The organism is Pseudomonas sp. 32A (assembly GCF_052682255.1).
In genome coordinates this window covers 7213503-7233297 of sequence record NZ_JBQYLY010000001.1, presented here as the reverse complement: position 1 = coordinate 7233297, position 19795 = coordinate 7213503, and the positions used below count along the sequence as shown (strand labels likewise).

Annotated in this window: 19 protein-coding genes and 4 pseudogenes; 11 read left to right on the top strand and 12 right to left on the bottom strand. The window is 55.9% G+C overall.

What is annotated here, in order from left to right; all coding sequences use genetic code 11:
- From tnpB to ACUN0G_RS33065, 4 genes and pseudogenes are all read left to right on the top strand, one after another.
- A partial coding sequence (tnpB, locus tag ACUN0G_RS33080) for an IS66 family insertion sequence element accessory protein TnpB (protein ID WP_445575501.1) occupies positions 1-390 on the top strand: 390 nt, incomplete at its 5' end.
- Between the two features lie 51 nt (positions 391-441).
- Positions 442-1979 (top strand): annotated as a pseudogene (tnpC, locus tag ACUN0G_RS33075) (IS66 family transposase).
- Positions 1980-2207: 228 nt separating this feature from the next.
- Positions 2208-2660, top strand: a complete 453-nt coding sequence (locus tag ACUN0G_RS33070; protein WP_445575500.1) for a MarR family winged helix-turn-helix transcriptional regulator — start codon at positions 2208-2210, stop codon at positions 2658-2660.
- The gene (locus tag ACUN0G_RS33065; protein ID WP_445575499.1) at positions 2657-3472 is read left to right on the top strand and encodes an NAD-dependent epimerase/dehydratase family protein; all 816 of its coding nucleotides are present in this window, start codon (positions 2657-2659) and stop codon (positions 3470-3472) included. Before ACUN0G_RS33070 ends, ACUN0G_RS33065 begins: the two co-directional genes overlap by 4 nt.
- Positions 3473-3956: 484 nt before the next feature.
- Here ACUN0G_RS33065 and ACUN0G_RS33060 read toward each other — a convergent pair whose 3' ends face one another.
- Positions 3957-4529 (bottom strand): hypothetical protein, encoded by a 573-nt coding sequence (locus ACUN0G_RS33060; RefSeq protein WP_445575498.1) that lies wholly within the window; start codon positions 4527-4529, stop codon positions 3957-3959.
- Between the two features lie 109 nt (positions 4530-4638).
- Between ACUN0G_RS33060 and ACUN0G_RS33055 the strand changes: the two genes are divergently transcribed.
- The 3 genes from ACUN0G_RS33055 (at position 4639) to ACUN0G_RS33045 (ending at position 6042) form a co-directional block, all read left to right on the top strand.
- Positions 4639-4938, top strand: coding sequence for a helix-turn-helix transcriptional regulator (locus ACUN0G_RS33055; protein ID WP_445575497.1), 300 nt, complete (start codon positions 4639-4641; stop codon positions 4936-4938).
- Positions 4935-5555 (top strand): helix-turn-helix domain-containing protein, encoded by a 621-nt coding sequence (locus ACUN0G_RS33050; protein WP_445575496.1) that lies wholly within the window; start codon positions 4935-4937, stop codon positions 5553-5555. Before ACUN0G_RS33055 ends, ACUN0G_RS33050 begins: the two co-directional genes overlap by 4 nt.
- Positions 5556-5769: 214 nt before the next feature.
- A complete protein-coding gene (locus ACUN0G_RS33045) occupies positions 5770-6042 on the top strand; it encodes a hypothetical protein (protein WP_445575495.1) in 273 nt (90 codons plus the stop codon).
- An 86-nt stretch (positions 6043-6128) separates the two neighbouring features.
- On the opposite strand, the gene ACUN0G_RS33040 is transcribed toward ACUN0G_RS33045, so the two are convergent.
- The 3 genes from ACUN0G_RS33040 to ACUN0G_RS33030 form a co-directional block, all read right to left on the bottom strand.
- On the bottom strand, positions 6129-6320 hold the full coding sequence (locus tag ACUN0G_RS33040) for a hypothetical protein (RefSeq protein WP_445575494.1): 192 nt from the start codon (positions 6318-6320) through the stop codon (positions 6129-6131).
- Positions 6321-6930: 610 nt separating this feature from the next.
- Positions 6931-7239 carry a hypothetical protein gene (locus ACUN0G_RS33035; protein ID WP_445575493.1) on the bottom strand — a complete coding sequence of 103 codons (309 nt, stop codon included), beginning with the start codon at positions 7237-7239 and terminating at the stop codon, positions 6931-6933.
- 279 nt (positions 7240-7518) lie between these two features.
- Positions 7519-8058 carry a hypothetical protein gene (locus tag ACUN0G_RS33030; protein WP_445575492.1) on the bottom strand — a complete coding sequence of 180 codons (540 nt, stop codon included), beginning with the start codon at positions 8056-8058 and terminating at the stop codon, positions 7519-7521.
- Positions 8059-8158: 100 nt separating this feature from the next.
- On the opposite strand from ACUN0G_RS33030, the gene ACUN0G_RS33025 reads away from it, so the two are divergent.
- Positions 8159-8407 (top strand): helix-turn-helix domain-containing protein, encoded by a 249-nt coding sequence (locus tag ACUN0G_RS33025; protein WP_445575491.1) that lies wholly within the window; start codon positions 8159-8161, stop codon positions 8405-8407.
- A gap of 511 nt (positions 8408-8918) precedes the next feature.
- Here the strand turns inward: ACUN0G_RS33025 and ACUN0G_RS33020 are convergent.
- Positions 8919-9395 (bottom strand): annotated as a pseudogene (locus ACUN0G_RS33020) (IS30 family transposase); the annotation flags it as partial.
- Positions 9396-9530: 135 nt separating this feature from the next.
- Here ACUN0G_RS33020 and ACUN0G_RS33015 point away from each other — a divergent pair.
- The 3 genes from ACUN0G_RS33015 to ACUN0G_RS33005 all read left to right on the top strand — a co-directional run bounded on the left by ACUN0G_RS33015 (position 9531) and on the right by ACUN0G_RS33005 (position 13465).
- Entirely contained in the window at positions 9531-10037 is a 507-nt protein-coding gene (locus ACUN0G_RS33015) for a sigma-70 family RNA polymerase sigma factor (RefSeq protein WP_445575490.1), read from the top strand.
- A complete protein-coding gene (locus ACUN0G_RS33010) occupies positions 10037-10975 on the top strand; it encodes a FecR domain-containing protein (protein ID WP_445575489.1) in 939 nt (312 codons plus the stop codon). The genes ACUN0G_RS33015 and ACUN0G_RS33010 overlap by 1 nt, the downstream gene beginning before the upstream one ends.
- A 72-nt stretch (positions 10976-11047) precedes the next feature.
- Positions 11048-13465, top strand: coding sequence for a TonB-dependent siderophore receptor (locus tag ACUN0G_RS33005; protein ID WP_445575488.1), 2418 nt, complete (start codon positions 11048-11050; stop codon positions 13463-13465).
- Between the two features lie 275 nt (positions 13466-13740).
- Here ACUN0G_RS33005 and ACUN0G_RS33000 read toward each other — a convergent pair whose 3' ends face one another.
- The 7 genes and pseudogenes from ACUN0G_RS33000 to ACUN0G_RS32970 all read right to left on the bottom strand — a co-directional run bounded on the left by ACUN0G_RS33000 (position 13741) and on the right by ACUN0G_RS32970 (position 19327).
- Entirely contained in the window at positions 13741-14226 is a 486-nt protein-coding gene (locus tag ACUN0G_RS33000; protein ID WP_445575487.1) for a hypothetical protein, read from the bottom strand.
- A 37-nt stretch (positions 14227-14263) separates the two neighbouring features.
- Positions 14264-14536 (bottom strand): annotated as a pseudogene (locus ACUN0G_RS32995) (tyrosine-type recombinase/integrase); the annotation flags it as partial.
- A 2-nt stretch (positions 14537-14538) separates the two neighbouring features.
- Positions 14539-14654: pseudogene (locus ACUN0G_RS32990) on the bottom strand (IS66 family transposase); the annotation flags it as partial.
- 39 nt (positions 14655-14693) lie between these two features.
- Complete coding sequence (locus ACUN0G_RS32985) at positions 14694-16022, bottom strand: OprD family outer membrane porin (protein ID WP_445575486.1); 1329 nt, start codon at positions 16020-16022, stop codon at positions 14694-14696.
- Positions 16023-16111: 89 nt separating this feature from the next.
- Complete coding sequence (locus ACUN0G_RS32980) at positions 16112-17404, bottom strand: APC family permease (RefSeq protein ID WP_445575485.1); 1293 nt, start codon at positions 17402-17404, stop codon at positions 16112-16114.
- A 214-nt stretch (positions 17405-17618) separates the two neighbouring features.
- Positions 17619-18521, bottom strand: a complete 903-nt coding sequence (locus ACUN0G_RS32975; RefSeq protein WP_445575484.1) for a phytanoyl-CoA dioxygenase family protein — start codon at positions 18519-18521, stop codon at positions 17619-17621.
- A gap of 122 nt (positions 18522-18643) precedes the next feature.
- Positions 18644-19327 carry a LuxR C-terminal-related transcriptional regulator gene (locus ACUN0G_RS32970; RefSeq protein WP_445575483.1) on the bottom strand — a complete coding sequence of 228 codons (684 nt, stop codon included), beginning with the start codon at positions 19325-19327 and terminating at the stop codon, positions 18644-18646.
- Positions 19328-19795 lie beyond the last annotated feature (468 nt).

The following is a 19795-nucleotide window of genomic DNA, read 5'->3' as shown; positions in this document are numbered from 1 at the left end:
GTGGCCAGCCTCGGATCCGGACGGCTGCGCGTGTTTCGTTCGTGGCCTGGCCCAATGATTCGCGTCGATGCCATCTGGCTCGCCACCGAGCCCATGGACATGCGCGCCGGCACTGAGACTGCATTGGCCCGAGTGGTCGCGGTGTTCGGTGCGGCGAAGCCGCACTGCGCTTACCTCTTTGCCAACCGTCGGGCCAATCGGATGAAAGTCCTGGTGCACGACGGCGTCGGTATCTGGCTGGCGGCACGGCGCTTGAACCAAGGTAAGTTTCATTGGCCAGGCCTCCATCGTGGAACGGAAGTCGAACTCGACCCCGAACAACTCCAGGCCCTGGTACTGGGATTACCCTGGCAACGAGTCGGTGCGGGCGGCGCAATTATATTGCTTTAAATGCTGCCTTTTAGCTGAAGCAGTCGGGCTGCTTTGGTAAAATCCACCCCTATGACTTCCTTCCCCGATCTCGACCAAATGACCCCGAACAACTGCGCATACTGGCTGCGCAGTTGATGTCCAAGGTCGATACCCAGAGCCGAAAGATCAATCGTGATGAAACGATCATCGAGCAGCTCACTCACGAAATCGCCATCCTTAAACGCCACAAGTTTGCCAAGCGCAGCGAGCAGATCAGCCCGGCGCAAGGCAGCTTGCTCGATGACCTGCTCGATACCGACCTCGAAGCCATCGAGGCCGAGTTAAAAGCCCTTCATCCCGCTCCCGCACAGGCAGAGCCACGCCAGCAACCCAAGCGTGCGCCGTTGCCGCCGCAGTTTCCACGCACTGTGATTCATCACGAGCCGGACAACACTCAGTGCGCTTGCGGCTGCCAGCTTCAGCGCATCGGTGAAGACGTCAGCGAAAAACTGGACTACACGCCGGGGGTGTTCACCGTCGAACAGCATGTGCGTGGGAAATGGGCCTGCCGGCAGTACGAAACACTGATTCAGGCCCCGGTACCCCCACAGGTGATCGACAAGGGCATCCCCACTGCCGGCCTGCTGGCGCACGTGATGGTAGCCAAGTTCGCCGACCACCTGCCGCTGTATCGACAGGAAAAGATCTTCGGCCGTGCCGGCCTGGCTATCCCACGTTCGACCCTGGCGCAGTGGGTGGGCCAAACCGGCGTACAGCTTCAGCCACTGGTCGATGCGCTGCGCGAAGTGGTGCTGGCCCAGCGCGTGGTTCACGCCGATGAAACGCCGGTACAAATGCTGGCGCCCGGCGAGAAGAAAACCCACCGCGCTTATGTCTGGGCCTACAGCTCAACGCCGTTTTCGGCCCTCAAGGCCGTGGTCTACGACTTCAGCCCCAGCCGTGCCGGCGAACATGCGCGTAACTTCCTGGGCACCTGGAACGGCAAGCTGGTCTGTGACGACTTCGCCGGCTACAAGGCCAGCTTCGAGCTGGGCATCATCGAAATCGGCTGCATGGCCCATGCGCGCCGGAAGTTCTTCGACCTGCATATAGCCAATAAAAGCCAATTGGCGGAGCAGGCGCTTCACTCGATTGGCGGGCTTTACGAAGTCGAGCGACATGCCAGGGAAATGAGCGACGAAGACCGTTGGCGATTACGCCAAGAAACAGCAGTGCCCATCGCTGAAAAGCTGCATGAGTGGATGCTGGCCCAGCGTGAACTTGTGCCCGAGGGTTCGGCCACAGCGAAGGCTCTGGATTACAGCCTCAAACGCTGGGTAGCGCTGACGCGCTACCTGGCAGATGGTGCTGTGCCCATCGACAACAACCAGATCGAGAACTTGATCCGGCCGTGGGCGCTTGGGCGGTCTAACTGGTTGTTTGCGGGATCGCTGCGCAGCGGCAAGCGGGCGGCTGCGATCATGAGCCTGATCCAGTCAGCGCGCTTCAATAGGCATGATCCGTATGCTTATCTCAAGGATGTACTGACGCGGCTGCCGACGCAGCGGGCCAGCGAGATCGAGCGACTGCTGCCGCATCAGTGGACGCCTGCCCTACCAGACAAGTAACTCCGGCGGAAGCTTAGGCGGCGTTGGTAAGGATTGCCGAACATTTTGAGCCTACCTTTGCGCCGCTCATGGAGCAGGAGCAGGCCCCCATGTGCCCCAGAGGGTTAGCGGGTAGACGAGCCCAGAGCCTGCAGCACCAAGGCTGTTTATCAGAAACACCACATTCCTCCTTGACATAGTACGCTACCGAACCATAATGGTCCGGTAGCGCACTATAATGGAGTCTACTTGAATTTCTCTCAACAGAATTCGGCCGGTGCCTGGGCAAAGAAATATCACCAGGCTGCGCGTTCGGTAATCGAAGCTACGTTGAAGCCGTACGATCTCGGTTCAACGCAATGGTACGTATTGTGGCAGTTGATCAATGCCGGGCCGACGCCTCAGCGGGATTTTTTGGCGTATCTAAATATTGAAAAGACGACGCTCAGTGGCGTTACCTCTGCATTGGTACGCAAAGGACTCGTGGAGCAGGCAACCGACAGTAACGACCAGCGCCAGAAGATTTTATCCATCACTCCGGCGGGACAAGCCTTGTGGCAAGTATTGCCTGATCCGATTGATCTCATCCTGAAAACCGCTTTCGAAGGAATTCCCAGCGATGACCTTGCGGTCGTTGTTCGAGTTCTTAGCACTGGCACAGAGCGCCTTAATGGCCTTATCAAAAAAGGAGTTGAAAGATGAAAGTTCTCGTCACTGGCAGCACAGGCCTCGTTGGCACTCGCCTATTACCCCGCCTTTCAGAATCAGGTTTCGAATGTCGTGTGTTGATTCGCCCAGGAAAGACAGCTCCAGATGGGGTCACCGTCTTCGAAGGAGATGTGCTAGATCAGAAATCACTGATCAACGCTGTAGAGGGCGTTGACGCTATAGTACATCTAGCGGCGGTTCTACGGACACCTGATGCTTCCCAGATTTGGAACGTCAACCTTGAGGGCACACGGAATCTGATCGCGGTTACGAAGCAGTTTGCGCCAAATGCTCGATTTATAATGGCAAGTACCGGCCTTGTTTATGCTGACAGTAATCACCGCCCTTCCGGGGAGAGTGATAGCGTTAGCTCTGCGCGTGACTATCCTGCTAGTAAAATCGCTGCTGAAATCTTGCTCCGTGAAAGTGGGTTAACCTGGTCCATTCTGCGCTTCGGATTCGTCTACGGAGATAATGACGGCCATGTTGCGCAAATCCCGCACATCGCAAAATTAATGGATTTGCACCCATCCAACCGCTTGAGCATGATCCACCACCGTGACATAGCTAATGTTGTGCATATGGGACTGAGTGGACGCTTGGATGAGGCCACAATCAATGTGGTAGACGAGTCGCCCATGAGCGTTCTAGAACTAAGCAACATAGCTGGCTCCGCGATGGATACCGTCGATGCTCCGCTCGCGAAACCTTGGTTTGGAGTCATGGACGGTTCTTTGGCCAGAAGCCTCGGCTTCAAGCCGGAGGTTTCTACGACCTGGCAAGCCGTTAGGGAGGACGCCATCTGACGCGCTTGTACAAGGACGGCCTAATGGTAATAACTGCTTGTCGCATAGCGATGCAGAACGTGCGCTAGCCCAGTCGCTTTCAGCAAGAGGCGATGCCGTGACTCAGCGCGATGTCCGCGACTGAAACACCGAGTTATTGGCATTTTTGGACGACCTGAGATTTAAAGAATTTCGGTTAAGACTTACGTTGGCATATGACTATCCTAATATTGAGGGTAATTGCATCCGCCTAAATACGCGGACACCATCGCCCTTACTGCTGGGATTTTGAAGGTGTGTTCCCCATCCGCTTACCAAGCACAAGCAAAAGCTGCGCCAATTCGATTTGCTATTTCATGCGATGGTTGGTCTGATGCCGAGGCTGGAGACTCGCCGGTACTGGCACAATTGATTGACGATCCCATCATGTCTTGGCGTTACGGGGCTAAGCAGATAAGTTGTCTAGACCGATGCGTAAGAGGTGACTTGGCCGGACGCTTACCAATTACGCATCAAGAGACAGGACAAGCTCTCTAGTATCTGAGTCGGTTCGCAATCGAGTAGCCGCAGCCTGATCGCGCTCCTGCTGCCTGAGCTGATAAACCTCATAGAAGCTCGTGACAATCTGCTCCTTGGTCAAATCAGGGAGCGTCGTCCGACGCTTGAGGGTGTTCACTATTTTCCGTGCGCAAAGCTGAGCAGCTTCTCGCTCATACGACCGGAAAGCCAGATCGCGAAAAGCCCATATGCTGATCCAGCCGCTTGATAACGCCCATAGCATCAACCGCTGATAGGTCGACCAAGCCATACGTATTTGACCGCTCAAATACCGTCGGAGAATCCGGCCGTCCGCGTCTTTGAATCCGTAAATCCCTAGCTCTGTCAGCAACCGCTCAAGGGCAACCCGCGACATCCCTGACTTGCGCAAAATGGCTGAGAACAGATACTCAAGCAGATCCACGGGGACGCGGACAACAAAGTTTCTCCGGCCCGTTTCTTCATGACGTTTCAGTTCACGAAAAACAAGCTGGAAGGCTTCATCCGGGTCGACATCTGCATCGGGAATGTGTGGCTGCATGGAGCCATTCTTTGGCTAATTCGCGCATCTGTCAAAAAGGTGTCCTAGTGAATCAGCAGTCGCATGGCGAAAGCTGGAGGCATTCCCTAGCAGCCGAGCGACAGTCACGATGAGTATCGATTACGAAACCATTCAAAAAATTCAGAAGCTAGCAGATGACGTACTGATCGGCGTTGCCGAGGTCGCTGCATTGACAGGCTTCAGCGCTCTGACCGTGCGTCAGCGCAAATTGCCGGGGCTCGAGCCAGTTCCCGGCCTGTCACGCTTGCGATGGCGGCTAGGTGATCTCAGACAGTGGATGCGTACCGGGGCAATCACATCGGCTCCTCTCCTCAAGCAAGCCTCGACTGAAGGACAACATAAAGTCGGGCGCCCTACCAAGAAGTCTCAGGTGGAGGCTCGGAAATGAGTGAGCTGGAATTGTCGGTTGATGTCGCCACCGGGCAGGAACCACAGGATCAATTGAAATCCAACACCTATTGGTTTCACATTTTCCAGGCCATGGTGGATCACGAACTCGCAAAACTCGGGCCGTATGCATTTGCGGTTTACTGCGTGATCAAATCCCACTGCGATCTCAGAACGGGACTGTCGATTCCTTCAATCCCAACCATTGCTCGCAAAGCCGGGATCAGTCCACGCCAGGCTATGCGCGAGATCAAAACGCTTGAAACCCGAGGCTACATCAGCAGGACTCGGTCCCGTAAACATAACGAATACAAGCTCACGGAAAAAATCGCAATTAGCGACTCGCAAGGCAGACCCAGAGGCCAAGCACAGTGGGAGTACCGTCCAGCCCAGATCAAAAGCACGGTTGAGGAGCTGAAACGTATGCTCTTCAACAGGGAGGCAGTCGGCCAAGGTATTCACATCGAAAACCTACAGATCATCGAGAACCAGACCAACATTGGCTTCCAGATCAGCCAAGCTGACTTGGACCATTTGGCCGAGAGCAATCCGTACATCTACACCAAGCTACTGTCTATCCGGAACTCGATCCGGGAGCGCAAGGCGACCAAAACATGAGTTATACACAGGACCGCCAGTCACGTGACAGAGTGGCATGCATGCGCTTACTTCAGGTGACTGTGTGACATGTGTAACCTGATTTGAGGTGACACAGAGTCACCCATACAAGAAGAGAAAAAACCATATCAGTTGGAACGCCATTACTGCTGGCGACCTGACAAGATCCAGGAACGCGGCAAGCCATGATAACGATCAGCAGGAGGTCTCAACGATGACCCAACCATCAGATGCTCATAGACTGGAAATCGCCCAGGACGTCTTGGGCTGCTTGATAGCGCTCCGCTCCGAGTCAATATACTACGAGCGAAAGAAAGCCGAGCCGAATGCTGAAATCATCAGCTTGTGGGAAGCCGAGCGAAACACCCTCTTCGACCTGACCCGCAGTTTGAACTGTAACGACCGGGATACCATCGAGAATGTCATCGCGACCTATGGCCCCTCTGCCAGAGCTCTGTTTGATCAGGAAGGTAGTCTGAGCAGCTAGCCCTGCGTACCGGCTACCCAAGGTGCGTATCAGTTAAGGCGTTCCACTTTTACTGACAGGCGTTCAGCCACACTGAGATGCTGCACTCATTCTGAATCGGGCGGCGTGGAGCGTCTGGCAGATTTTGACTCTGGAATGAGCTCAGGTATCAGCTTGAGCTCTCCCGCATAGACCATGAGGGTTCCGCACCCGGTAAACGGCTTACCACCGTTCATCGCGTCTACAGATTTCCGTCCCAGTGCAAGCGACCGCATTTTTTTCAGCCAGCTTTCACTCATAGCGTTTACTCCAGTTGTGGATGACGTGCCCAGATTTGCCTACCGGATGCCTCCCTCAGCATCACCGGATTTACCTTTCCCTGTGCTGCCAGATGTTTTTCACTTCTTACCCGAGCGATGCACGCACAGTCACCAACGGCAAACGCGCGCGCTCCAAAATACTGACACCATCACAGGCAACGCCCTGCTTCGTACAGCGTCGTGTTGCGGTGTTTTCTGAAAATTACCGCGCTCACTTCGCAAAATATTTTGATGATCAATTTTGTTAGGCCGATGGCGTCTGATTCTTGTGTCTATCGAGTCATTGGACGATTCCCTCTGCACCCTCCCTAACGATGCTTTTATTCATCGAGGGCTAAGAAATCCAGGACCAACGTACAGATAGCTTTTAGTCACCAACATCGTCCACAAAGGCTGCAACCATTTGGAGGATAAGGACTGGGACAGGGTAGGGTTTGTACTACCGCCATGAATGGCGTACTTACAACCGGCAACGCGGCAGTCGTTTCACTTCTTTGCTTTGCCTACCGTCCCTGCTCAGGGCAAGCCCCGAGACCTCACTGCGGCCAATGGCCGGAAAGTTTTGGTAGAACGCGCTGCCGTCGATGGCTCACAACTCGGTAGAGATGCCTGACAGCACAAGAACCTCATGCTCTGCAAGCCCTTGCCTGCGCTGCGCCAATCCAAGGGGCGAAATAAGCGCCTCATGCTCGACGACCTGCTGTTCAAGCAACCGCCCTAAAAGCAGCAGCTCTCCCTGCACTTCGAGTGCGCGAAGCTGCTCGGGAGAATTAAACGCCCAGCGGTCAAGAATCTGCCAGCCGCAGGCATGATACGAAGTCGATCGGCGGACAGAGTCGATGGTCGTAGCCGCCAGGACGCTTGACGCGATTCTCAATGGCGTGTGGTTAATCAGCATGGGCAGATTTCCTTTGTTGTCGGCAATTGATCATTCGTGTGTTCTGCGCAATGGAAGAGGCTCTGAAGCCGCCTTTGCGTCTTAGCTCTCGAATGTGAGCGAGCGAAAAACCGAGAGTGGATAGAACGGCAACATCGTCAGAGGCCAGCGCTTGATTGGCCAAATGCATAGTGGCGTTGGCTTGCTTCAGTTAAGCGATATCTACCTGCCAAACACTGCCTGCGGTTACGTCGGTCATAGGGCTACTCCGAATAGGTAAGTGAAGCCTCCATCAACCAGCTAATTGCTGAAGATTGAATGCAGCCGTGCCTCCGTATTGGTCACGTCCGCCGTTTTAAGCGCTAGGCTGAAAGTCGGAATAGCCAAATCGCTGGTCAACAGCTCCAATCGATGGTTGCTCTTACCGACTGGAAGAATGCGCCAAGACCGAATCTCATCCAAACGGAAGAGATGACCATCCAGACCTACGGGGTAAGCCAGCAACATTTTCGATTCCAGGTCGACACCAACATAGGCGTCATTGATCTTCGCGAATACCTCGACCTGAGGGCGGAACCCTTTAGCCTGATAGCCGACGACCATTATTCTCAGCTTTTCGGCATAGCGCTGGTTGATTCGGGAAAACAGCCATCCGCCCCCGACGAAGTAGAGAACCAAGACCCAAAACAGCCATCGAATCGCCGGGTCTTCGCTACTGGTCAAACCAAGAAAGAAAGGCAGGTTGAAGCCAGAAAAAACCATCACGACTAGCAAAAGCGAACCCACCGGTAAACACCCGACGGCCCATGCCACGCGAAACAACTCCCAGATAAGTCTCATGCATCCTCCTAAACCAAACGTGCACAAACAAAATAACTGAAAATCAGATATCCCAAAAGCAGATATAGCGTGATAAGCCGAACCTTGCCAGGACACGGCTATGACGAAGGCTATTTATCGACACGAGCATGTGGTTTTTCTGCATGTGCTGAAGCTTAAGAGGGTTGAGTCCGGGATGACCCAGGCGCAGTGCTCTGCTGCGCTGGGGCGGCCGCAATCGTTTATGAGTGATGTGGAGAGAGGGGTGAGGAGGCTTGATATGGTTCAGCTTCGTGATCTGTGTCGGGTCTTGGGTAGCGACCTCATTAGCTTTACCAAATCATTTGAACAAGCCCTCGACGATGAGTGAATCGCCCCGGGTTGGTGGACGAACGCCTGGCGGACAGCGACCTGCTCAAACCGACATTCGTACAACGCTATTGGAGCTTCTGAAGTCCGACGATCACGTCAGGCAGCCGATCCAGCAAATCGCCGTCACGTCGCCCGCCCCTCGATCTGCAGGGCCCCAAAGCCAGCCGAATGCCTGCTATGCCGAGCGGGAGCTGCTGGGCTGAATGATCGCGGATGCCGAACTGAAAGATGCATGGCTGAGCGTTGACGAACCTGCAGAGCGCCAACTGGTCAGGCTGATTGCGACAGCCGCTCAATGGGACAGGTTGTTGCTGATGTGGGATCGCTTCGCCGCCCGCTGCAAAAATGAAAAGCGCAAGGCGTCACCGACCGAGCTGAACATCCTGAGCCGTAGCCTGGATATTCATAACCTCATATGGCAGGAACGCCAGGCCAATCTGCAAACCGCCGGGGCGGGCACAGCGTTCGATCCGCTCCTACACGAGCGCGGGCAGTTACAGGGTGACACCGTACCGCTCGCGCCGACCAGGATGCTTGGATCGCGTTCGCCGCTTGCTGTTGCCCTGGCGAAGATAGCCAATGAGCTGGCGTTTGAGCTCGCCACGTGGGTAGGCATAAATCGTCAGGTAAATAGTTTCGTGACTCACATGCCGCTCGGGATTGTCTGGCCAGTAGGCCTTGAGTTTGGCGGCTATTTGCTGGGGAGACCAGCCCCTGTCCAACATGCGTCGGATGATCTGGAAGAGCTCGGAGTTGTGACTCAGAGTTTTTTGCCGGCGAGGGATACGCCTGAGGTGGCGGGCCCGGGCTCCGGCGGAGCTGGCATCGTAGCGCTCGGGCTGGGGCTGGCGACGTACCTCTCGGCTAAGCGTGCTGGGCTGTCGACCCAGTATGTGGGCGATGGAGCGCAAGGAAGATCCATGCAGACGCATGATCATGAGTGTCACGCGCTCCTCGACGGTCAAGTGGGTGTAATGAGTAGTCATGCAGCACCTTACCTTGGGTGTTGCACTTGGTCACTGAGACCGCCCTTCCTGCCATGAAAAATCAATATACTCCACGCTGTATTGTTATAAGAATCATTACCAATTACTATCGCTACTTATTTCGGGGGGCGAGTAGTGAGTGATGACCGTCTAGGCCAGCTCTATGCAGAGCACAACAGGTGGCTGACGAGCTGGCTTTATCGCCGCCTGGGCTGCAACAGTCAGGCGGCGGACTTGGCGCAGGATACCTTTCTACGCATCCTTACTTCACAGCGTAAGACCGGCGAGAGGTCGAGCGTGAGTCGACCACGAGCCTACCTGGCGACGGTAAGCCACCGGCTGGTTTGCGACTATTTTCGTCGCCAGTCGCTGGAGCGGGCGTACCTCGATATGCTCGCCACGATGCCGGAAGCCTTTGCCCTGTCCCCGGAAGAGCAATGGCAGATGCGCGAAACACTGTTCCAGCTCGACGCATTGCTCGATTGCATGAAGCCTGTGGTACGCAGCGTATTTCTCCTGGCGCAGCTCGATGGCCTGACCTACCTGAAGATTGCTCGCGAGTTGGGCATTGGCGAGCGTACGGTCAAGCGTCATATGGCCACTGCCTTCGAAGCCTGCATTCTGAATGACATGGCGTTTTAATGTCCGCATCCGCACCGATCAGTCGCGATGTCGCGCGCCAGGCCGCCCAGTGGCTTGTGCTGATCCACGAACAGCCATTGAGTGTCGCCCAACAGGAGGCTTGTGCACGCTGGCGTCAGACTGACCCTGAGCACGAACGGGCCTGGCAGCGGGTGGCGTATGTGCAACAACAGCTGGGCGGTCTTCCCCAGGCAATCGCCATCGGGACCTTGAACCGCCAGCGGCGTCAGGTCCTGAAGACCTTGATGGCATTGGCTGCGGTGGCGCCCGTGGTTTACCTCGGCTACCGCCTTGGCGCCCAGCAGGGTTGGATGGCCGATTACCGAACTGCTGTTGGCGAGCGACGACGGATGACGCTTGCTGATGGAAGCATGGTCAACCTGAATACGGGCAGCGCCATTGATGTGCGCTTCGATGCTGAGCAGCGACTGATTCATTTGGTACGCGGCGAGATCATGGTCACCACAGGCGCCGATGCAGCTCGACGTCCGTTACGAGTGCTCAGTAAGCAAGGGCTCATGGAGCCTTTGGGCACTCGCTTCAGTGTGCGGCAGTTCGATGGGACCACACAGCTGGCAGTGCTGCAGGGCAAGGTGCGCGCCACTCCCGCACAGGCTGTGCCACAGATGGTGGAGGCGGGAGAACAGCGGTCTTTCAGTGATACCGCCTTCGGCCCTTCGCGCGCGGCTAGCGAGCTCACGTCGTCCTGGACGAAGGGGCAACTGGTGGCAGAGGATCTGCCGCTGCCCGATTTCTTCCAGGAGTTGACCCGCTATCGTCCAGGCCGGCTGCACTGCGACGAAAGTGTTGCGCACTTGCGTATCAGCGGCGGTTTTCAACTCGACAATACCGACGCCATTCTCGCCGCGCTGCCGACAACCCTCCCGATCAAGGTCATGTATCGAACCCGCTATTGGGTGACGGTGAGCAAAGCCTGACTTTTTTGGCCCGTTTTTTTATGGCGTCCGTCCTTAGTAGTAATAGGTCATTTTCTAAGGACAACCAGCCCCATGACTCATCTTGTTATCCCGCGCTCTGCCGTGGGCAGTACGCTCGCCGTCTCATTGTTCACATTGGCCCTGGCAATGCAGCCCCGAGGCGTGCGCGCAGAAGAAGGCATACATCATTACAACGTTCAGTCCGCGAGTCTGAGTCAGGCGCTCACCAGCTTCAGCTCGCAGGCCAGTATTACTGTGCAGTTCACCCCGTCGATGGTTCGGGGTTTGAGCTCTACAGGACTGGATGGGGACTACAGCATCAAGCAAGGGCTTGACGCGTTGCTGGCAAGTTCCGGTCTGGGAGCAGTGCAACTCGCAGATCACGTGTATGGGTTGGTGAATGTCAGCGCCGATGAAGCCGGCACGTTGACCCTGCCAGATGTCGATATCAACGGGCACCGTGCTGTCGAAGAGGGGTCGCAAGCTGCAGGCTACGTGAGTGAAAACGTCAGCAATGTTGGCGCTCTGGGCGGCATGAAGTTGCAGGACACGCCCTATTCCATGAGTGTGACCTCACAAGCGTTGCTCAAAAACCTGCTGGCGACCTCGACCGACGATGTGCTCAAACACAATCCGTTCACCCAGCTTTACTCCCCCAAGAGTGCCGGATACGCCAGTGCCGTAACCATCCGGGGTTTCGGCAGCTCCGCCAGCCTGAACATCGCCAACGACGGTCTGCGTTTCAGCACATTGGCCGATGCCGGCAACTTCATCGAAGATACCGAGCAACTGGAAGTGGTCACGGGCCTCACGGGCTTCCTGTATGGCCCGGCGTCTCCCGGGGGGCTGCTCAACTACGTGCTCAAACGGCCAACCTATCAGCGCTACAACAGCGTCACACTCGGTAATGCTGGCGGCGAGAACTACTACCTGCACGGCGACTTCGGCGGCCCGATCGACAGTGAGGGCAAGTTCGCATACAGGCTCAACGTCCTGACGCAGGATGGGGAAACCGCAATCGACCTGCAGAAGCGTCGTCGACAGATGATCAGCCTGGCTTTGGACTGGAACATCAGTGATGACTTGCAAGTGCAATTCGACGCTTCCCACAAGGAAAGCCATACCGGTGGCCTCACCAGCTACTGGTATTTCGCCGACCAGGCGTATCGCCCCAGTGCATCCTCGCTGGACACAGACAAGCTGTACAGCCAAAAATGGGCGTTCTCCGACAACGAAACCGACAAGGCAGGCGTGCGCGCCAAGTGGCGTCTGAACGATATCTTCAGCTTGCGCGGGGCCATCGCGGCGCAAAAGTACACCCAGGAATACACCTACACCGGCCCGCAAATCGATGCGCCGGGTGTGTACACACAGCCGCTGTATGCATTTGCTCCTATCGAAACCCAGGAGTACTCAGGCTACCTGTTCCTCGACTCGCAGTTCGCCACCGGCCCCCTGGATCACAAGGTGACGCTGGGGTATCAGGGCAATACCGCGCGCAGCCTGATGTACCAGAGCCACATCCCCAGTCAGCAATACACCTCGGTGACTGGGTCTGCGGTGTCGCTCGATGAACGACCGCAGGTCAGCAAACCGGATTATTCCATTGGCCACGGTGCTCAGCACATCTCCAGTACTTCCGACACTCACAATCTGTTAATCGGCGACATCATCACCTTCAACGCGCAGTGGTCGACGATCTTGGGGGCGACCCATACCCAGATCAAAACCTATAACAACGATTTCGTTTATTCGGTGATTCCCCGCAAAACCGAATACGACAAAAGCACCACCTCGCCCAGTGTGTCGCTGATCTACAAGCCTGTGCCTTGGCTGACGACGTATGCTACTTACATCGAAGGCTTGCAAAGTAGCGGAGTTGCACCGGCAAGGGCCATCAATGCCGGGACTGCGCTTTCGCCGCAGATCAGTGAGCAATACGAGATCGGCGCCAAAGCCACCCTAGGCAACACACTGGTCACTCTAGCGCTGTTCAACATTGACAAGCCCAACGCCTACACCAACAGCGCCCGCGTTTTCGTACAGGACGGTCGTCAGGAGAACAACGGTCTAGAGTTCAGCGTCACCGGCAGGGTCACCCCACAACTCACTCTTGTCAGCGGCTTCACGCTGCTCGACCCCGAAGTGAAAAAGGGCGCCAATGCGGCGAACAAAGGCAATATCCCCATCAACGTGGCCAAACAACTGGCCAAGATATATGCCGAATATGACGTGGCATCCGCACCAGGATTTGCCCTGACCGGCGGCGTTTTCTACACCGGCAAGCAGTACATCGACGAGGCCAACGACTACAGCTTGCCTTCGTTCACGACCTTTGACGCAGGTGCCCGTTACCGCCTGCCGCTGGGTGACAACAACCTGACCCTGCGGATGAACGTGAGCAACCTGACCGATAAAAAATACTGGCTCAACAGTAGCTATTTGGGTGATCCACGGACTGTCACTTTCTCGGCGCAGCTGGAGTTTTGATAACCCGCGTGGACCCTCGAAGATAGCTGTGATGTGTAGCCCTTGCCGAGCGCGGATTGGTGGCGAGCAGGGAGTCCGACTTATGCTCCGGGAAGTCGTCCCTGCTTTTCAGAAGAAGCCGCAGATCGGGCTCGACCTCGTGACGGAGGGCCAGCTCGTTGATATTGATAAGGGTATTTCGACGCCGGTATACGGCTTGGCGGCACTATTCCTCGCGCAACTGAATCTGCCTAGGATAAGAGTGCTGATGCTTTTGCCGGTCTTGCGCACTCCGTTTATTGAATTAGATGGAAGACTGAGACCCCAGTGATGTAAAGTTGAGAGATCCGCTTATTTACAGGTCCTGTAGCGATGCCGATCTTGATGATTTCAGTGCCATCAGCTGTGAAGAGATTGGTCCCCAGGACATATAGGGTGCCAATATCTTCAGCCAGCTTTTCGAGATTCTCACCCTCGATGAAATCTTCCGCCTCTAATTCGATAGGCCCCGCACTTGCCTCTAATGACATTCTGTGAGGCTTCTGAGATTTGTCAGCAAAAATATCTCTAGCGCTGCGGCAAGTTAAGTAGATCCGTGCCAGGACAGCATGATCAACATCCTTGTAGTTTCCGTTCTGGACATTACGTAGGTGCGACTCGGTGCCGTAGTGCTCAGGGTAATGAACCTTAACGACTTCCCTGATTTCTTGAGGCGTCATGCCTGCAGGGTGATCCCGCAGAATCGTGCGTACTACATCGGCAAAGCTAAGATCAGGTTGCATCCATGCTCCTTGTTTTCGGAGGCAGGATTGGCAAGAAGCTTTTTTCCCGACGCAGGCCGTGGTACAGCACCACGGCCAAAACTGCGCGATCCCTCATCCCCTTTAATATCTCAGTGGCCGGAGCCTCTAGCAACAACTTCGTCTGGCCGTTACAGAGTGCTGGCGTCTTGCCTTCGTTGGTTTCGAATCTGGGCCGTTTGACACCGTGCACGGGGCTGCCGCCGGCGACGGCATTGTTCTCCAGGAGGTGATCAAATAAGCAGGCCAGCGCCGCCAAGTTGCGCCGAATGGTGCCCCTGGCCAGGCTCCGGATTGACTTTTGTCGGCCACATGCAGATCGAAAAACTTGCGGGAGGCATGGGCCGTGCAGACGTTTTTAGTGATGTTTTTGCGAAACCAGCTTTGTAGCCAGCGAAGTCATCGCATACCTCGAAAGAAATGCTCAGACTGAATCACACGCCTCGTGCTCAGAAAAACGAAAAGGGGTAATCTAAAATCAGTCGCGTCTGGGAGATACGCCCACCGGTCGATTGTGCTCCCGAATGCCAGCCCTGCACCAGGCGCATGCTGAAGTTCTTTGCTGCGCCACTTTGAACCACGTAAGTCAGATCGAAATCGATCTCGTGTTCGCGCTGACCATCGCCATAGAACCCGTAATAGGCAGAATCAGCCTGAGTATCGCTGCCATCGATACCTGTGCCGCGCGTATACTTAAGGTTAGTCACCGCTCCCGGCCAGCCGAGCCCGGCTAGGTCCAGTGCATAGCGGACCTGCCATGAGCTTTCATTCGGCGCGTTGAAATCCGATATGTAGTTGGAGTTGGCCAAGTAGATGCTGTTGGAGAATTTACCTCCGGCCACGCCCGCTGACTCGCCACCGATGGCCGCATAGTCGTAGGGTTGGTCCCCGTGAATCTGTTGGTTAGAGACACCGACCGTTTGCGCACCGAAGGTGTATGCGAGCGATAGGGACAACGCCGTCATGTCGATGCCGCCGGCATTTGCCGAGCCCGCATCGGTGGCTCGATAAACTGTGACATCGCCCAACAGCGACTGGTGATCACTTAGTGCGTAGGCGTCGTTTAAGTTGAAATAGGACAGGTTCATCACGTCCTTGTATTGCGCCTGGTAGAAGCTGGTCGACAGCCCCTTGCTCAGGGTGTAAGTCCCCCCAGCATAATCGATGCGTCGTGTGGTGGTGCCACCATAGCCCAGCGCCAACGTGCCAGAGTGGCTGGTGGACGCGTAGCCGGTTCCAGAGGTGAAGCTGCCCGCCTTGAGTGCCAAGTCGCCAAATTCATTACTATCAATCATCCAGCCGCGCACAGTCTGATCGAGTTGGTAGGAGTTGCCGACGGCCAGCACCGGCGTAGTGGGCTCGGCATCGCCATAGCGGATCGTGGTGTTGGAGACACGCATTTTCACGCTGCCGCCGCTCTTCGCCCATGTCGATTGCGGATCGCCGTTACTGTCCATCGGCACACTGACCGAACCCGCATGGCCGCGGCCTCCGTCCAGTTTGACCGCCGTATCCACTTGCGCATCGAAGCCGAAGCCGATGAGTCCTTGGGTAAACCCCGAGATATAGTTGATCAGCAGCCCCTGTGACCAGTCCCGGTAATTGGCCGAGTCGCCACTCTGGCGTTCCAGCAGCGTACGGGTGATGGCGTTCAAATGGCTGTCGGCAATCAAACCGCCGCTGTCCGATTGCTCACTGGCCCGGCTGGCGGGTGCCCATGCGAACACCGCCACAGCTGCCATTTGAGTGGCAACGGAAAAAATTGATTTTGAGAACATAAATACCCATCAATAAAAGGAATGAGGGCAGTAGAAAGGCATCGATAGTGGCCTTTTCCAGGCTCTGATAACGGGTATGTACAGGCGCCTCAAGCGTCCTGGGCAAAGCGCTCGTATCGTGGGGATTTGCGTCGTTTCAATTGCCAGGCGATCACCACACCGATGACGAACACCATGGGTACCGAGGTCGGCAGCCAGAAATTGATCTCGCCAGTCTTGCCGGTGATCAACTCCACATTGGCCACTGCGAAGTACAGGATCATCCCCATCACCACCGCACTTAATGCCGGCGCTACTAGCGTGCGCCACAGGCTAAGCCCATGACGGTCGAAGCGAAAGAACGACATCACCGCCAGAGCTGTCAGCACTTGCAGAACCAGTACGCCGTAGATGCCTGGCGTGGTCACCGGCACGAAGAAATCGTTGAACGGATCGGCACCCGCCATCCAGAACGGCACGATAAACAATAGTGCGAGCAACGACTGAAACAGCGACGAGATCCAGGGCGACTTATATTGCGGATGAGTGCGCGCAAAGACTTTAGGGAAGATGCCCTCTCGCGCTAGGGCGAACTGATAGCGAGCCACGAAGTTATGGAACGCCAGCAGGCAAGCGAACATGCTGAGCAGGATAAACACCTCCATGGTCATCTTTGCCCAGTGCCCGACGTATTGCTCTGCGGCGGCGAAATACATGCCGGTCGGATCGCTGTTAGCCATCGCCACCGCGGCCACCGATCCATAGCCACTGATGATGGCCCACACGATGAAAGCATAGAAAATCGCCAGGAACGCGATGGCGATGTAGGTCGCACGGGGGATCGTCTTTTCGGGCGAGAGGGCTTCCTCACTGAAGATGGCCGTGGCCTCGAAGCCAATAAAGGTCGAGAAGGTGAACAGAAACATCGCCCCCATGCCTGGACTGAACAGGTGCGAAGGTGCCAGTGGCGCCAGCGACAGCCCGTCGGGGCCGCCGCCCTTGAGCAGAATGGCAGCGGCGACAATGATGAGGATCGTGCATTCAGCTATCAGCACGACGCCGAGCACATTGGCGCTCAAAGTGATATTGCGCACCCCCAGCCAGGTAGTGGCTATCAGCGCGATGATCACGATCAGCGGCCATGCCACGTTCAACCCTAGCACGTCGAGAAAGACCTTCTGGGCGAACACCGCGAATGCACCGTAGATCGCGATCTGCAGCGAGTTGTAGGAGAACACTGCAAGCAACGCTGCTCCCAGCCCCACGGGACGCCCCAGGCCACGTGATATATAGGTGTAGAACGCCCCGGCATTTTTGATGAACATGCTCATGGCGGTAAACCCCGCGGCGAACAGGCCCAGCACGATGCCGGCAACAATGTAGGCCAGCGGTGCCAGTGCCACCAAAGCCGATGGAGATCGGGCTGGTTGTGCAAAGGGCTGTCAAAGGCCCGGCGGCCGCGACGACGAAGAACACCAGGTGAGGTACGTTGATCGCGCCCTTGGCCAATTGGCCGGTATCGGGCGTTTGCGCCGTCGAGGGCTGCGCGTCAGGCGCGCTGTAATCCGCTGCTTTAGCCATGGTCTACCTACTGATCAAAGGGGACGAATACGCAAATCAATCCTTGAGAGCGTTACGGATGCTGGCAGCGGTCTTGGAGAACTGCGCCGTGGTGTCCAGCATCTGGTTGAAACTGGCAGGTGACGCCGGCAGGTCGGGAAACAGCGCGACGATCGGGTCTTCGAATTCGCGAACATAGCCCAGACTTGCCGCCCCCAGTGAATAGCCCATGAGGCTGCGCAGGTCTTCGGGCAACTCGCGGGCGATGTTCAGCGGCGTCGACAGGTACTGGTTTTCTTCCTGGCGTACCCAGCCCACGCAGTAGTCGATGTTCATCGCCCGCCGCGGCGCAGTGCTGCGATTGGCCCCGCCACCATGGATGGTCTTGCCGGTGTACACCAGCACTGAGCCTTTACTCATCTCGGCAGCGAGGGTGTCGCTCTGGCTGAAGTGTTCCGGAAATTCACGGTGTTTGTGGCTGCGCGGAATCACCCGGGTGGCACCGTTTTCTTCAGTAAAATCGTCCATCGCCCAGATGGTACTGACCTCGATATGCACGTCCGTAGGAAAATGATCGAAGAAGTCCCAGGCGGTTTCATCGCGATGCAGAAACTGAGCTTTTTCGCCGGGGTCGATGCAGATCAACTGCGTCAGGTTCAACTGCGTAACCGTCGCGTTGCGGCCCAAAAACCGGCGCGCGGCGCCCAGTACCGTGGGGTGCATGATCATTGCGTGGGAGGCGGGGGAGCGACCCGCAATTGCGCCACTGCGACGGGTCTTTTTGCCTACACCGTTGTTCTGCCCGGAATAGGTGCCATCTAGATATGGTTGCATTTGCTGGTTGACGGCATCAATGACTTCTCGCGATACGGCGTTATCGATAATGCAATAGCCTTCCAGATCAAGGCATTCGACCACTTCATCGACGGAAGCATCGGATCGTAAATGAATCAGCGACATTGTTTTCTCTCCCCCAACATGAATAAGTCCGCATGACGCAAAGGTTCTGGCGGATAACTCCATGCTAGGGAAAGCAGTGACTTCTGGCTCTCCACCAAATGGTGGAACTTGACTACGCGAGGCTAAATCGCGGCCACTACTGCGCCTACCGCCGCTCGAGTCTTGACATTCAGCTTGGCAAAGATATGCAGGGTGTGGGTCTTGACTGTTGCCGCTTCAATATTGAGCGCTTGGGCAATGGCTTTGTTGGGCGCCCCCTCGAGTATCAACTCGGTGACCGCCAACTCACGCGAAGTCAGGCCGTATTGTTGCCCCAGCCTGGCTTTGACCACGACAGGGCGCAAACAGGGCAGCCGACTCAAGCTCGACTGTAGGTAGCGTTGCAAGGCCTCGAACTTGTTGAGCGAAGAGAACATCGGGTCGTTCTCGCGTCTCAACGCGGCGATCAGTCCGAACGGCTGATCACCCAAGCGAAAAATGAAATCGACCTCATCGACAACCGCGTACTTATGCAGGTACCGGTCGTAGCGAATATGGCTATCGGTAGGCACACCGGCACGCTCGATCACTAATGAAGCAATGGTCTTGCGGTTCAGCAGCAAGCGCTCGATATTGAGCGGATCATCCTGCTGATAAGGCGGGTAATCCTCAAACATACCCTGGCCCACACCGCTTTTGATCGGATCACCACTCGCTGACCCCAGCCAAGTGAAGGCTACGCCCGAGCACTCAAGTGACGCACGGACAAAGATAAGCGCGTCATTCACGAGCGTCGTGGATACTGCGTCGACAGTGGATAAAGGCATAACAACTCCGCAAGACTATTTCGGCTCCAGCCCTGCTATGAGCAACCCTCCATGTTGCAGGAGGAATTAGCAATGTTTGTGCCGTCCTGGCGTAGTTCTCAGTTTGCATTTTGATGACGGATTTACCTTGGCAGCCAATAGTCGTCATGACCGTGTAAACAAAATGCGCCGCGTCACTCCATCCTCGGCGGATAACTCGCGCCATGTACACCTAAGCGCCGCCGTAGAGCCTGGGGCCAGGTACGTAGGAGAGGAAAGCTTTTCGATCCTCAAGACCGAGTAGCATAGGGCTGATCAGTTTTCAAAAGGCGCTGCTCAGCGGCACTATCAAGCCCAAGCGTTGCAAGACACAACGCGAGCTTTATTTTCTTCGTGATTAGCCGACTCCTGACGCCATTCGCCTGACTTACGCAATAATTGTAGGCCTTCAGGTTAAGGCCATGGTGCCTTACATTGAGGCTGAGCCAA